This window comes from Lactivibrio alcoholicus, assembly GCF_055390895.1.
The window spans coordinates 798,555-812,010 of record NZ_AP042471.1 but is presented as its reverse complement, the minus strand read 5'-3'; the positions used below and the strand labels follow the sequence as shown (position 1 = coordinate 812,010).

General features: G+C 64.9%; 13 protein-coding genes. 4 read left to right on the top strand and 9 right to left on the bottom strand.

Annotation, left to right across the window (positions count from 1 at the left end):
* Window positions 1-12: 12 nt before the first annotated feature.
* Genes ACZ5IU_RS04035 through ACZ5IU_RS04015 form a run of 5 tightly spaced genes read right to left on the bottom strand, consistent with a single transcriptional unit; the run spans window position 13 to window position 5,552 of the window.
* Window positions 13-840 carry an ATP-binding cassette domain-containing protein gene (locus tag ACZ5IU_RS04035; protein WP_464420761.1) on the bottom strand — a complete coding sequence of 276 codons (828 nt, stop codon included), beginning with the start codon at window positions 838-840 and terminating at the stop codon, window positions 13-15.
* Window positions 837-1,691 (bottom strand): ABC transporter ATP-binding protein, encoded by an 855-nt coding sequence (locus ACZ5IU_RS04030; RefSeq protein WP_464420759.1) that lies wholly within the window; start codon window positions 1,689-1,691, stop codon window positions 837-839. Before ACZ5IU_RS04030 ends, ACZ5IU_RS04035 begins: the two co-directional genes overlap by 4 nt.
* Window positions 1,688-2,914: an ABC transporter permease gene (locus ACZ5IU_RS04025; RefSeq protein ID WP_464420757.1), complete on the bottom strand. Its 1,227-nt coding sequence runs from the start codon at window positions 2,912-2,914 to the stop codon at window positions 1,688-1,690. The genes ACZ5IU_RS04030 and ACZ5IU_RS04025 overlap by 4 nt, the downstream gene beginning before the upstream one ends.
* Entirely contained in the window at window positions 2,911-3,867 is a 957-nt protein-coding gene (locus tag ACZ5IU_RS04020) for an ABC transporter permease (protein WP_464420755.1), read from the bottom strand. The genes ACZ5IU_RS04025 and ACZ5IU_RS04020 overlap by 4 nt, the downstream gene beginning before the upstream one ends.
* A complete protein-coding gene (locus tag ACZ5IU_RS04015) occupies window positions 3,864-5,552 on the bottom strand; it encodes an ABC transporter substrate-binding protein (RefSeq protein ID WP_464420753.1) in 1,689 nt (562 codons plus the stop codon). The genes ACZ5IU_RS04020 and ACZ5IU_RS04015 overlap by 4 nt, the downstream gene beginning before the upstream one ends.
* A gap of 364 nt (window positions 5,553-5,916) precedes the next feature.
* Between ACZ5IU_RS04015 and ACZ5IU_RS04010 the strand changes: the two genes are divergently transcribed.
* The 4 genes from ACZ5IU_RS04010 (at window position 5,917) to ACZ5IU_RS03995 (ending at window position 10,403) form a co-directional block, all read left to right on the top strand.
* Window positions 5,917-7,602 carry a hypothetical protein gene (locus ACZ5IU_RS04010; RefSeq protein ID WP_464420751.1) on the top strand — a complete coding sequence of 562 codons (1,686 nt, stop codon included), beginning with the start codon at window positions 5,917-5,919 and terminating at the stop codon, window positions 7,600-7,602.
* Between the two features lie 114 nt (window positions 7,603-7,716).
* Window positions 7,717-8,829, top strand: coding sequence for a GDP-mannose 4,6-dehydratase (gmd, locus tag ACZ5IU_RS04005; protein ID WP_464420749.1), 1,113 nt, complete (start codon window positions 7,717-7,719; stop codon window positions 8,827-8,829).
* Complete coding sequence (locus ACZ5IU_RS04000; protein WP_464420747.1) at window positions 8,829-9,773, top strand: GDP-L-fucose synthase family protein; 945 nt, start codon at window positions 8,829-8,831, stop codon at window positions 9,771-9,773. Before gmd ends, ACZ5IU_RS04000 begins: the two co-directional genes overlap by 1 nt.
* Window positions 9,774-9,776: 3 nt before the next feature.
* Window positions 9,777-10,403, top strand: a complete 627-nt coding sequence (locus ACZ5IU_RS03995) for an ArsR family transcriptional regulator (protein ID WP_464420745.1) — start codon at window positions 9,777-9,779, stop codon at window positions 10,401-10,403.
* Here ACZ5IU_RS03995 and ACZ5IU_RS03990 read toward each other — a convergent pair.
* The 4 genes from ACZ5IU_RS03990 to ACZ5IU_RS03975 are packed head-to-tail and all read right to left on the bottom strand — an operon-like array spanning window position 10,357 to window position 13,269.
* On the bottom strand, window positions 10,357-10,899 hold the full coding sequence (locus ACZ5IU_RS03990; protein WP_464420743.1) for a chromate transporter: 543 nt from the start codon (window positions 10,897-10,899) through the stop codon (window positions 10,357-10,359). The two genes, ACZ5IU_RS03995 and ACZ5IU_RS03990, sit on opposite strands and share 47 nt — an antisense overlap.
* Window positions 10,884-11,450, bottom strand: a complete 567-nt coding sequence (locus ACZ5IU_RS03985; RefSeq protein WP_464420741.1) for a chromate transporter — start codon at window positions 11,448-11,450, stop codon at window positions 10,884-10,886. The genes ACZ5IU_RS03990 and ACZ5IU_RS03985 overlap by 16 nt, the downstream gene beginning before the upstream one ends.
* Entirely contained in the window at window positions 11,447-12,112 is a 666-nt protein-coding gene (locus ACZ5IU_RS03980) for a sugar transferase (RefSeq protein ID WP_464420739.1), read from the bottom strand. Before ACZ5IU_RS03980 ends, ACZ5IU_RS03985 begins: the two co-directional genes overlap by 4 nt.
* Window positions 12,109-13,269, bottom strand: coding sequence for a DegT/DnrJ/EryC1/StrS family aminotransferase (locus tag ACZ5IU_RS03975; RefSeq protein WP_464420737.1), 1,161 nt, complete (start codon window positions 13,267-13,269; stop codon window positions 12,109-12,111). Before ACZ5IU_RS03975 ends, ACZ5IU_RS03980 begins: the two co-directional genes overlap by 4 nt.
* Between the last annotated feature and the right edge of the window lie 187 nt (window positions 13,270-13,456).

Here is a 13,456-nt window from a genome sequence, read left to right as displayed (position 1 = left end):
CAATCAGCGGCGCTATCGGACAACGCAATGTGCATGTTCGGAACGTTCGAGCCGCGGCAGCGCGTCGACGAGCTGCTTCGTGTATTCCGCCCGGGGGGACGAAAGAACCTCGCGGGCGTTTCCCGTCTCGACGACCCGGCCGCGCCTGAGCACGACGACGCGGTCCGCGACGCGGGATGCGAGCGCGAGGTCGTGCGTGACGAAGACCATCGCGGCGCCGTTTTTCACGGCCCGAAGAAGAACCTTCACGACGTCCATCCGCGTGCTTGCGTCCTGCATGCTCGTCGGTTCGTCGCACAGGAGGAGTTCGGGTTCGAGGATGAGCGCGCGGGCCACGGCGACGCGCTGGCGCTGTCCACCGGAGAGATGGAGCCGGACGCGGGAGTTGAGAAGTTCGTCCCCCTCGATGCCGAGCGACGCGAGGATGGAACGCGCCCGTTCGCGAGCTTCCGGCGCGGATCTTCTGCCGTGGACGACCGTCCACGGCTCCGTTGCGGCGTCGATCGCGGAAAGCGTCGGCGGCAGTCCGCCGTACGGGTCCTGGCAGACGTAGCCGCATCGTCGGCGCAGTGAGATCAGGTCTTCGTCGCCGCAGTTCTCGAGATCGCGCCCGAGAAGCGCGACCCTTCCGGAGACGCCGTCCCGCTGCAATCGCAGCGCGACGCGGAGAAGCGTCGTCTTGCCGCTTCCCGACTCCCCGACGATCGCGAGCGCGCTTCCCCTCGCAAGGTTCAGGGTGACGTCCGAAAGCGCCATGTGCCCCGAATGGTTTCGTCTTCCGCCATCGAACGTGACGGAAAGGGACCGGATGTCGAGCGCGTCCGCCGTCGTGGTCGTCATGCGCGTTCCTCCTGATGGGAAAAAGCGGACCGCGATACGAGCGATCCTTCGAGAAGGGCCTTCGTGTGCGCGTGCCGCGGGGAATCGAGAAGACTTTCGGGTGTGCCGCGTTCGACGATCTCGCCGCGGTACATCACGTTGATGTAGCCGGCGCGGGAGAGCGCGAGCGGCAGGTCGTGCGTGACGAGGAGAACCCCCGTGGGGCGGGACGCGCCGTCCGGCCGTTCCGACGCGAGGTTCGCGATCGCGTCCATGACCTCGCGCTGGACGACGACGTCGAGCGCGGTGGTCGGTTCGTCGGCGAGAAGGATGTCCGGTTCGCAGGCGATCGCGAGGGCGACCGCGGCGCGCTGTTTCTGCCCGCCCGAGAGTTCGTGCGGGTAGCGGTTCGCGAGATCGGCGGGAAGCCCCGCCTTCTCGAGGAGTTCTCTCGTCCGGTGTTCCGCGTCGCGCCGTGAGAGTTTCATGTGGAATTCGAGCGTTTCCCTGATGTGACGTCCGACCGTTAGGACGGGCGTGAACGCGTTCATGGCTCCCTGCGGGACGAGCGCGACGCGCTTCCAGCGGTAGGCGCGGAGCGCATCGTCGTCGAGCCCGAGAATCGAATCCTTCCCGATCCGGATGTCGCCCGAGATGTCCGTCCCGTTCGGCAGCAGTCCGAGGATTGCCATGACGAGGGTACTCTTTCCCGACCCAGACTCTCCGACGAGCGCGGTCATGCCCCGCGAAGAAACCTCGAGATCGACGCCACGGACGGCGTGGACGGTCCGTGCTCCCGACCGGTAGGTGACGTTCAAATTTTGGATGACGAGCCCGGATTGGTCTCCGTTGAGTGTTTTTGTGACGTTCATGCGCGACTTTCTCCCTCCGTTGCGCTTGACCGTGCGCCGTCGCCCGGGCGAAGCCGCGGATCGACGATTTCCTCGAGCGTCCGGCCGATGTCCAGAAAGATCAGGCAGAGCAGCGATATTCCGAGCCCCGGCGGGAGCAGCACCCACCAGGCGCCCGCCGTGAACGCGCCGCCGGCGTGCGCTTCGTGGAGCATACGGCCCCATGAGAGGATTCGTGGGTCGGAAAGGCCGAGGAATGACAGTCCGGCCTCGGCGAGGACCGCTCCGGGAACGCCGAGCGCGACGGTTGCCAGAAGCAGCGGCAGCGCTTCCGGCGCGAGATGGCGCGCGATGATGTACCACGGTCGGGCTCCGATGCCTCGCAAGCCCTCGACGAAGGGGGCGTCGCGAAGCGTCATCGTCATCGACCGGATCGTGCGCGCCGTGCCCATCCATGAAAATATCGACAGGATCAGAACGAGTTGCCAGAGCCCCTTGCCCCAGACGGAGGCCAACACCATGAGGATCGGGAGCGTCGGGATCGAGAGGAGGATATCGACGAGGCGCATGAGGATCTGATCCGTCGCGCCTCCGAGGTATCCGGCAGCGAGCCCGGCGGCGAGTCCGAGGAGCGAGGCGACCAGCGTCGCGGCGATGCCGATGACGAGCGAGATCCGGATGCCCGCGACGAAGACGGCCCAGACGTCCCGTCCGCGTCCGTCGGTTCCGAGGATGCCCGATCGGCCTCCCGCGAGCCTGACGGCGACGCTCGCGTCGGACGGGAGGTCGCCCGATGCGGCGAGTTCGTAACGCCCGTGCGTAGCGAAAAGCACGCGCGGAATGTTCGCGAGCGGCGGCATTCCGAGTGCGCGTTTGAACGACAGATCGCGCCCGTCGAGAAGGAATCGGTCGGCCTTCGGGAGCGTCGCGGAGGACGCGAGGACGGATTTTCTTCCGTCGGGCGCCCTGAGCGTCACGACCCACGGCGACGCCGTGGCTGAAAGGCCCGTTCCTTCGACGACGATATTCGAGGGAGGTGCGAAGGTCCAGTCGAAGGCGAGCGATCGGACCGTCGTGCCGAGCGAGTACTCGGAAGAAGGCGGAATCGTCCTGTCGGCCCAGAGCGGCCTGGAGTACGGCGCTCCGGTTTCCTTCAGGGGATCGGGGGTGATCGCCGGCGAGAATACGGCCGCGGAGAGCAGGATCAGAAGCGCGAGAACGCTCCAGCGCCCGAAGATCTTCATGATCGCCCGACCGCCCGCACGCGTGGATCGACGACGCGGTAGAGGACATCGGCCAGAATGTTGCAGCCGACCGTGAGAAGCGCGAGGATGTAGAAGGCCGCGCCCGCTGCGGGATAGTCGTGTCCCGAGACCGAGTCGAGGAGGAAGCGTCCGACGCCGTGGAGCGAGAAGACGGTTTCCGTGATGACGGCGCCGGAGACGATTCCGGGGAGCGAGAGCAGAAGGACCGTGAGAATCGGCGGCAGCACGGTCCGGAAGGCATGTCCCCAGAGGATCCGTTTCGACGTGAGTCCTCGCGCCCGGGCGAGGAGGATGAAGTCTTCGGAGAGCGTCTTGACCATCAGGTTGCGGACGTAGAGCGCCCATCCGCCGAAGCCGAGGATGACGAGCGAAAAAACCGGAAGCGCGAGGTGCCGCGCGTAGTCCAGAATGCCTGCGATTCCCTGCATCGGCGGAATCGAGACGGTTCCGCGCAGGGGGAATATCGGCCAAAAGACCGAAAAGACCATGAGAAGCACGAGCTGGACGAAGAATGACGGAAAGGAAAAAGTGACGGCGCCGGAGAGCAGGACGAACTTCTCGATCCACGAACCCCGCCTCGCGGCCGCCCGGATTCCGAGCCATATACCGAGAACGGCCGAGAGAGCGAGCGATGTCGCCAGGAGCGCCACGGTATTCGGGAGTCGCGACGCGAGCTCTTCGATCACCGGGCGCCCGGTAAGGAACGAGACACCGAAACGGAACGTCGTCATCTGCTCCAGGTAGAGCAGAAACTGCTCGGGCATCGGGCGGTCGAGTCCGTACTGCGCGCGCAGGGCGGCCTTCGCCTCCGGAGAGAAACGCGGGTCGACGATGCTCGCGACCGGGTCGCCCGGCATGATCCGGAAAAGGATGAAGTTGAGCGCCAGCACGACGGCCAGCACGAGCAGGGACTGAAGCAGGCGTCGCGTCATGGCCGGGGGCGTGTCCAGAAGGAATCGTTCCGCAGGAAACGGACGTATTCGCCGGGTTTGTATCCCGCGAAGACGAACGGGCCGGAACCGACGAGGTTGCTCATGTCCGGTCTGAGCGCGCTTTTCTCGCGCGCCGGCTGCCAGCTCCGCCAGTCGGAGACGCTTTTCAGGATGTGGGCCGGGAGAATCGGGAGTCCGCCGATGTTGTGAAGGCTCCAGTAACTCGTCCGGTCGAGGTGGACGACGAGCGTCAGGTCGTCCGGCGTTTCGACGGACGTGACACCGCCGACGGAATCGAGGTACCGCGGAACATTATTGGCCTTGAGGTAGTGGATCGTGAATGCGGCGTCCCGTGCCGTGAGCGGCGCACCGTCGTGCCAGGTTACGCCGTCCCGAAGCCGGAATGTCAGCCGTGTTCCCGCTTTCCCGGACGGTGTCGCCGACGGTTCGGTCGCGACGTCCCACGAGAGGGCGATCCACGGGATGTCGCCGAGAGTGGCGGGATCGACCGCGATGAGGGAGTCGTAGAGGAGGCCGAGAACCTGCCAGTCGGTCGCGGCGCTCGCCGAGACCGGATTCAGCGTCCTGGGCTCCTCGCCGAGCGTCATGAAAAGCGGGCGGGGATCTGCGTTCTCGCGCTCCATTCCGAGGAGCGTCCATGTGTTGTCGACGGTGCTTCTCTCTGTGGTCAGCGTTCCCTTCCAGCCCTTGCGGATGGCCGAGACGGAGTAGCGGCTGTAGAGCGGCACGACCGGGACGATGCGCGAGAGCGCCTTCTGCGCGTCGCTCGCGGCATTTCGGGCTTCCGCCTCGTCCGGTGCGTAGCGAAGGCGTTCGAGAATCGCGTCGAGCGCGGGGTCGGAGATCCCCGGGATGTTGTAACCTCCCTCGACGTCCATGCTCGAGTGGTAGAAGACGAAGAGCGAATCGGGGTCGCGGCTCATCTGCCACGCCATGACGTAGGCGTCGAATTTCCGCTCGTTCATCCGGGAGATCATCGTCGAGAAATCCATCGGATCGGCCTGGATCGGGATGCCGATCGACGAGAGGGCTTCGGCGATCGTGACGGCGAGTTCGGCGGTCGTCGGCGCGACCTGCGCGGTCGGCGTCATGAGCTTCATCGGAGAGAGGGCTTTCCCTTCAGGAGAGACGAGCGTTCCCTGCGGGTTCCACGTCCACCCGGCCGCTTTCAGACGTGCGCGCGCCGCGACGGGGGAATACCCGTACAGCGCGACGTCCGGCTCGAAGTAGGGGGACGCCGGTGGCAGGAATGTGGTCAGAGATTCGGCGTAACCGCCGAAGAGCCTGCGGATGAGCGAGTCGCGCGGGATGACCTCGCAGGCGGCCCGGCGGAGTTCGACGGCGTTCCACGGGAATGTCCGGACGTTGAATCCGAGGAAGAAGCCATGGAAGCCCTGCGCGAGCGAGAGTTCGACCGACGGGTTCGCGGTCAGCCGGTCGATGTCGGTCGGACGCGCGAGGTCGCCGAGAATGTCCACCGTTCCCTTTTCGAGCGCGAGGATCTGTGCGTCCTGGTCGCGGATAACGGTCATGTAGAGTTCCCGGATCTTCGGCCCTCCCTCGGGGAGCGGGACAGGCCGCGTTCCGTCGGATGCTGCGGCCGGGTGTCCGCCGAACAGCGAAAAACAGCATGCCATGGCGAGGATTGTGCGAATGAACGACATACGGATGCCCCCTTCGGAGACTTTTTACAATTATAGCGGCTCGAAAGAATGAGAGGGTCCGCAGGAGGGCGGAGAGGGCCGATTATTCCGCTTTCCTTGGGATTCCGTCATTTTGTTGGGCAATTGTTTTCCGGGGAGATGAGGCGGGCGATTTCGAAAAAAGACGTATCCGACCCGTCGACGCGACCCCGGAACGGGATGCTCCGGGGAGGCGATGAAGAAATGTCCCGGTACGGAGAGAGGGTTCAACGAGAAGGAGGAGAGTGTTGCCGGAAGATTAACTTTTCGAACTGAAAAATCAAAAGTGCAAAGATGTACTATCGAACGATAAGATAGAAACATCTTTACGTCCGGGAGTGATTCGATGTCCTTGCGTCGTCGCATTCGGTCTCTTTTCGTTGCGTGCGCCCTGCTGATCGTTTCCGCATCCGGTCCCGACGCGTTTGCCCTGAGCTGGGACGTCCATCTCGTCGAGCCGCAGCCGAACCCCTGCCGGACTTCCGTCGCGGTGGGGAAATGGGGGATCGCGGTGCTGTATTCCGACGGCCAGACGACGGGGGCTCGACTCGCATGGGGCGGTCCGGACGCATGGAGCTTCGAGGCGCTCTCTGCGCCCGCCGACTCCGGAACGTGGGGCCGGTGCTGCACGCTTGGAAACGGGGATCTGTTCGCGGTCTGGTATCACACCCCGCTCGGACATTCGCTGATGACGGCCAGGGGGCGTCCGGGCGCCGGTTGGGAGGTCGCTTCGAAGGAGTATGTCGGGGAGATGCCTTCCGCGAAGGAACAAGGCCTCTCGCTTGCCATCGATCGCGTCGGGATTCCGTGGACCCTTATCGTGACGCGGGATACCCTCTATCCGAACAATGGGCTGCCGAAGCTGATTTCCCCGACCTCCGGAACTCTTCTGGCGAATAAGATCATCGACCTCGATGGGAGAATGCAGTATTCTGCGGGAGCATCCTGCGATATCGTTATCGATTCAAGTGGAATGATGCATTTCGCGTATTACAGAACCGATACGATGGTGCTCAAGTACAGAAACTACCCGTATCATGACAATATCTGGACAAAGCCGAGAATTACGGAGGGGTTCGAATCTCTGGACGGAGTATCGCTCCTTCCACTTCCTGACGGATCTCTCGCCGCTTTTTTCAAGAACAATTCCGGCAACGTCGAAAAGAGGAATCTCTGCTGCCGCATCTTTTCCGGAGACGTCTGGAGCGCTCCGGACACTCTCGATGCCGCTCCGGGAACCGGTGGGTTTGCGACGAGTCTGACGGACCGTCGCGGAAAGTCGTACGTCTTCTATTCGGGCGGAACGGCCGGAGGTGTCCGGATGCTGACGGACCGGACGGGAGAATGGCGGATTCACGTCCCGGATCCCGATTCCGTTCTCGGCAGCCGCTGCGCCGCGGCTCTTTCCGGCGACGCGGTCGTCGTGTCGTACTGGGATGCGCTGTCGCGTGCGGTGAAAACGCTTCTTGTCCGGAACGAACCGCCATCGGCGCCGTCGGGGCCGAATCCTCCGGACGCCGGCGTACTCGCGGCCCCTCCGGACGCTCTGTCATGGAATGCGTGCAGCGACGACGAGAGCGACGGCGTGTCGTACTCCGTCTACGCTTCTGATGCGAAGTGGAAAACGGACTTTCTCGAAGAAGGCGCGAAGATTCTATCCGGAGAAGCCGTCCTTTCGGTGGATCTTCCGGACTCGCTGCGCGATTCGTCGCCGGTCTTCTGGCGCCTCGTTGCGACCGACACGTACGGTGCGATCAGGGAAGGCGCGACATGGAGCTACGAAGTTATCCCGTCGCCGACGGCAATTCTCACCCAGATGCCATCACTTTCTCCGTCCGCAACACCCGTCCCGACTTCCGTTCCAGAACTGACCCCTACATGGCGTCCCAGCCAGACGACGACGCCAATGGTCCCTTCGCCCGTATCGGGACGTGGCGAGGATAAAACCGGATGCGGTACGAACGGGTACTCACTCGCGATAGTTCTGTTTCTGGTCCCACTCATGCTGGCCCGACCGCTGGACAGAAAATGACCCGGTTCCTATAATCGCGGATAGAGCAGGTGCGAGTAGGAAAAATACTCGGAATACCGGAAGATTCGAGTCCGCGTTTTTGAGGGAACGAATCTCGATCCTGGAGGATTCCTGATGACGAAGCACGCGCTGATTACGGGCATTACGGGGCAGGACGGGGCGTACCTCTCGGAGCTGTTGCTGTCGAAGGGGTACGAGGTTCACGGGATCAAGCGGCGAAGCTCCCTGTTCAACACGGGGCGTATCGACCACCTGTACGAGGATCTCCACGAATCGGCCGGTTCCGGCGGCGGGCGCCCGCGCTTCAGGCTCCACTACGGGGATCTGACCGATTCGTCGAACCTTATCCGGATCATCCAGGAGGTCCGTCCCCGCGAAATCTACAACCTTGCCGCCCAGAGCCACGTGAAGGTCTCGTTCGAGGAACCCGAGTACACGGCGAATTCCGACGCGCTCGGAACACTGCGCCTCCTCGAGGCGATACGGATTCTCGGTCTCGGGGAGACGACGCGCTTCTACCAGGCGTCGACGAGCGAGCTCTACGGAAAGGTTCGGGAGACGCCCCAGAGGGAGACGACGCCGTTCTATCCGCGGAGCCCCTACGCCGCCGCGAAGCTCTACGCCTACTGGATCACGGTCAACTACCGGGAGGCCTACGGAATGTTCGCGAGCAACGGAATCCTGTTCAACCACGAATCGGAACGCCGGGGCGAGACGTTCGTCACGCGGAAGATCACGCGCGCCGTCGCGAAGATCGCGCTCGGACTCCAGAAGAAGACCTATCTCGGCAACCTGAACGCGAAGCGCGACTGGGGGCACGCGGCGGACTACGTCGAGGGCATGTGGCGGATCCTGCAGCATTCGAAGCCGGACGATTTCGTCCTCGCGACGGGGGAGACCCACTCCGTCCGCGAATTCGTCGAGCGGGCGTTCGGAGAGGTCGGAATCGCCGTCGAGTGGCGGGGGAGCGGCGTCGACGAAAAGGGCGTGAACGCGGCGACCGGAGAGACGCTCGTCGAGGTCGATCCGCGGTACTTCCGTCCGACCGAAGTCGAACTGTTGCTCGGTGATCCGTCCAAGGCGAAGCGCGATCTCGGCTGGGAGCCGAAGGTCCCGTTCCCCGAACTCGTCCGCCGGATGGTGAAGAGCGATCTCGAACTGTTCCGCCGCGACAAGCTCTGTTCGGACGCGGGCTACGCGATGGGGCCCGCGCTGGAGGACTGCTGATGACGCCGTCGCCGCGCGTCTACGTCGCGGGACACCGGGGCCTCGTCGGGAGTGCGATCTTCCGCAGACTCGTCGCGAAGGGGTACGATTCCCTCGTCGCGCGGACGCGGAGCGAGCTCGATCTTCTCGACGCCGCGGCGACGGACGCTTTCTTCCGGTCCGAACGGCCCGACTGGGTCGTCCTCGCGGCCGCGAAGGTCGGCGGAATCCACGCGAACGACACCTGGCCGGCCGATTTCATCAGGGAGAATCTCGTCGTCCAGGCGAACGTCGTCACCGCGGCCTACCTGTCCGGCGCGACAAAGCTCCTCTTCCTCGGAAGTTCGTGCATCTACCCGAAATTCGCGCCGCAGCCGATCCCGGAGTCGGCGCTCCTGACGGGGCCGCTCGAACCGACGAACGAACCCTACGCGGTCGCGAAGATCGCCGGAATCGTGCTTTGCAGGTCGTACAACCGGCAGTACGGGACGAATTACATTTCCGTCATGCCGACGAACCTCTACGGACCCGGCGACAACTACGACCTCGAGACGTCGCACGTCCTGCCCGCGATGATCCGGAAGTTCGACGACGCGAAGCGGTCCGGGGCGCCGGAGGTCGTTCTCTGGGGGACCGGGACGCCGAGGCGCGAGTTCCTCCACGTGGACGACCTCGCGGACGCGTGCGTCTTCCTCATGGAGACGTACGACGGATCGGAAATCGTGAATATCGGGACGGGCGAGGACCTCGAGATCCGCGAGCTGGCGACGATCGTCCGGGACGTCGTCGGGTACGGGGGCACGATCCGGTGGGACGCGTCGAAGCCCGACGGGACGCCCCGGAAGCTTCTCGATGTCACGCGCCTTCATGCTCTCGGGTGGCGACATTCGATCGCGTTGCGGGACGGAATCGAACGGACGTACGCGGATTACCTCCACGCGACCGCCCCCGTCCGGGGGAAATGATCCGTGCTCGATTCCCTCATCACGTCGAAGACCCGCCTGAAGCTCCTCCTCAAGTTCTTCCTGAATCCCGGCACGAGCGCCTATCTTCGCGGACTTGCCGACGAGTTCGGCGAATCGACGAACTCCGTCCGCGTGGAACTGAACCGCCTCTCGAAGGCGGGATTTCTCGAAGCGGCCGCGGAGGAGGGAGACGGGCGGACGCGGCTCTATCGCGCGAACGAACGCCATCCGCTCTTCCCCGAGCTTCAGAAAATCGTCCGAAAGGTGACGGGGATCGACCAGGTCGTCGAGCAGATCGTCTCGCGGCTCGGGAACGTCGAACTCGCCTTCATCACGGGGGACTACGCGCGCGGCGTCGACTCCGGGCTCATCGACCTCGTCCTCGTCGGCGAGATCGACCGGGCCTACCTCGACTCCCTCGTCGGCAAGCTGGAGGGGATCATCCGCAGAAAGATCCGGACGCTCGTGCTTTCGGCGGATGAACTCGAGCCGTTGCGTTCCCGTCTTGGGACCGGCCGGTCGCTGATCGTCTGGAACGCGGGGCGTCGGGAAACGACGCCGGACGAGGCGCCGCGAAGTGAGGTTACGGACGGAGGAACAGCAGCCCGGCGACCGCCGCGGCGAGGATGAGACGCTGCGGGTAGGACGCGAGGACGCGGACCCGCGAGAGCAGGACGCACGCGACGAGAAGCGCCCAGAGGACCGGGGCCCCGAAGAGCAGTGGACGGGCGAGCGTCTGGAGGGCGACGAGAAGCAGCCCGGCGACGGCGGGGCGGAGCGCGGCCCGGATCGCGTCGACGGCTTTCTTTGTCTTTCCGTGGGCCCGCGAGAAGAGCCACAGGATGGTCCCGAGGACGAGGAGCGGCGCGCCGACGACGGCAGCGGTCGCCGCGATGGATCCCGCAACGCCCGCGAGTCTGTAGCCGACGAACGTCGCGGCGTTGATCGCGATCGGGCCAGGGGTCATCTGCGCGAGCGAGACGACCTCTCCGAATTCGGTCTCCGTCAGCCACGGGTGCGAGGCGACAAGTTCGTGGTGGAAGAACGGAATCATCGCGAGCCCCCCGCCGAACGCGCCGAGCCCGATCCGGGCGAAGACCGCGACGAGCGTCAGGATCGTTTCCATGCCGTCCTCCCGAAGAGCAGCGCCCCGCAGACGGCCGTTCCCCCAATGAGCGCGAGGAACGGGTGGATCTTCGTTCCCAGGAGCAGAAAGATGGTCGTCGCGTATCCCGCCAGTTCGGGCCACCCCGTGACGGCAAGCCGCGTGATCCTGAGAACCGCCCAGCCGACCGTCACGACGACGCCGACCGAAGCCCCTCGGAAGAACGCGGTCATCCAGGGAGTTCCCATGTACCGGATCAGAAGTCCCGAGAGCGACAGGATCGTCAGAAACGGCGCCATCGCGGTTCCGATGACGGCGACGAGCGACCCCGCGATCCCCCATGGTGCGGTCGTACCGGGTCTCGGAAGGCGAGCTCCCGCGAGCCACGCGAGGTTCGTCGCCATCGGACCGGGAACGGCCGTCGCGAGGACGATCATATCGGAGATCTCGTCGTCTGAAAGCAGCTCCGTGTTGCGCAGTTCCGCCTCGATGACGCCGATCATGACGACGCCGCCGCCGATCGTGAACGCTCCGATGCGAAAGAAACGCAGGAAGATGGCGAGGAGGTTCACCGGTGTTCTCCCGTCCGTCCGGCATACGACGTTCCCTCGAAGCGCGGCATGGTGGCACAGCCGTCCTGCGAGATACCGCGGCCGGAGATGACGCTCGCTGCGGTCAGAAACAGGATTCGAACGTCGAGCGCGAGGCTCCGGTGATCGACGTACCATGTGTCGAGCGCGAACTTCTGCTCCCACGAGAGCGCGTTGCGCCCATTCACCTGAGCCCATCCGGTGATCCCGGGGAGGACGTCGAGCCGGCGCCGCTGTTCCGGCGTATAGAGCGGGACGTAGTCGACGAGGAGCGGGCGCGGTCCGACGAGGCTCATGTCTCCCCTGAGAACGTTCAGGAGCTGCGGGAGTTCGTCGAGGCTGAACCGCCGCATGAAGATCCCGGTCGGGGTCAGGCGGCGTTCGTCCGGCAGGAGGGCGCCGCGTTCGTCCCGGTCGTCTGTCATCGTCCGGAACTTGTACATGACGAAGGGGCGTCCTCCCATTCCGGCCCGGGGATGTCGGAAGAGAACGGGCGACCCCATGCGCCGCCGCACGAAGATCGCGAGCGCGAGAAAGAGCGGCGACAGCGCGACGATCGCCGCTCCGGATACGAGGCAGTCGAGAAGGCGCTTGACGGCGTCCGCCGCAGGACGCGCCGTTTTTTCGGCCGTCCCAGCCGTCACCGTGAACGTCCCGTGAGCAGCACCCGGCGGACGATCGCGATGACGCGGCCCTGCTGCTCTTCGGTCAGGTTGGACCCCGACGGCAGGCAGAGGCCGCGGCGGAACAGCCCGTCGCAGATCCCTTCCGGCGAGTGCGGGTAGTAGGCGTTGTTCGCGAAGACGGGTTGGAGGTGCATCGGCTTCCAGAGCGGGCGGGATTCGATGTTCTCCTGCGCGAGCGCTTCCATGAGCCCGACGGGCGTGACCGAGTGGACGTCGGGATCGATGAGGACCGTCGAGAGCCACCGGATCGAGAAGCATCCCTCGGGCTCGGGCATCCAGGAGATCCCCGGGATGTCAGCGAATGCGCGGACGTACGTGTCGAAGACGGCCCGACGTTGCGCGATGCGCTCGTCGAGGTGCCTCAGCTGCCCCCGACCGATGGCCGCGAGGACGTTGCTGAGGCGGTAGTTGTAGCCGATCTCGGTGTGCTGGTACCAGGGCGCGGGGTCGCGCGCCTGCGTCGACCAGAAGCGGGCCTTCGCGATCGCGTCCGCGTCGTCGGAGAGGAGCGCCCCTCCGCCCGAGGTCGTGATGATCTTGTTTCCGTTGAACGAGAGCACTCCGAAACGGCCGAAACTCCCGGCGCTCTTTCCCCTGTACGTCGCGCCGAGGGCTTCCGCCGCGTCCTCGAAGAGCGGAACGCCGTAGCGGTCGCACAGTGCGAGAATCGTATCCATCCGCGGCGTCTGGCCGTAGAGATCCGCCGGAATGACGGCCTTCGGCATGGTTCCGGTTCGTTCGGCGTCTTCGAACGCGCGTTCGAGGGCCGCCGGAGACATGTTCCACGTGTCGGGCTCCGAATCGATGAAGACGGGTTCCGCGCCGAGCCAGACGACAGGCGAGACGCTCGCGATGAACGTGAACGACGAGCAGAAGATCCGATCTCCTGGGCTGACGCCGAGAGACTTGAGTCCGAGGTGCAGGGCGGCGGTTCCGGAGTTGAGCGCGAGCGCCGCGGCGACGCCGACGCGTTCCGCGAGTTCCCGTTCGAAGGCTTCGACGTGCGGGCCGAGCGGGGCGATCCAGTTCGTCTCGAACGCTTCTCTGACAAGAGGGAGTTCGTCTCCGCTCATATGCGGCGACGAGAGGTAGATTCGGGGCTGGTCTTGCGGCATTCTGTCCGGTCCTCCTTGCCGGCCCTGCCGTGCGGGTTCGCGCGGCTCCCCGGAAGCGGGATGCGGCCGGATGTCGGGATCCGCCGTATTCCGGGCGAATCCGGTCATTATATACCATATAATTGCGCCCCGGACATCGGAAAAACTCTTCGCGGAGCGCCTGGCACCGTTCCCGCGGAAGAAACGG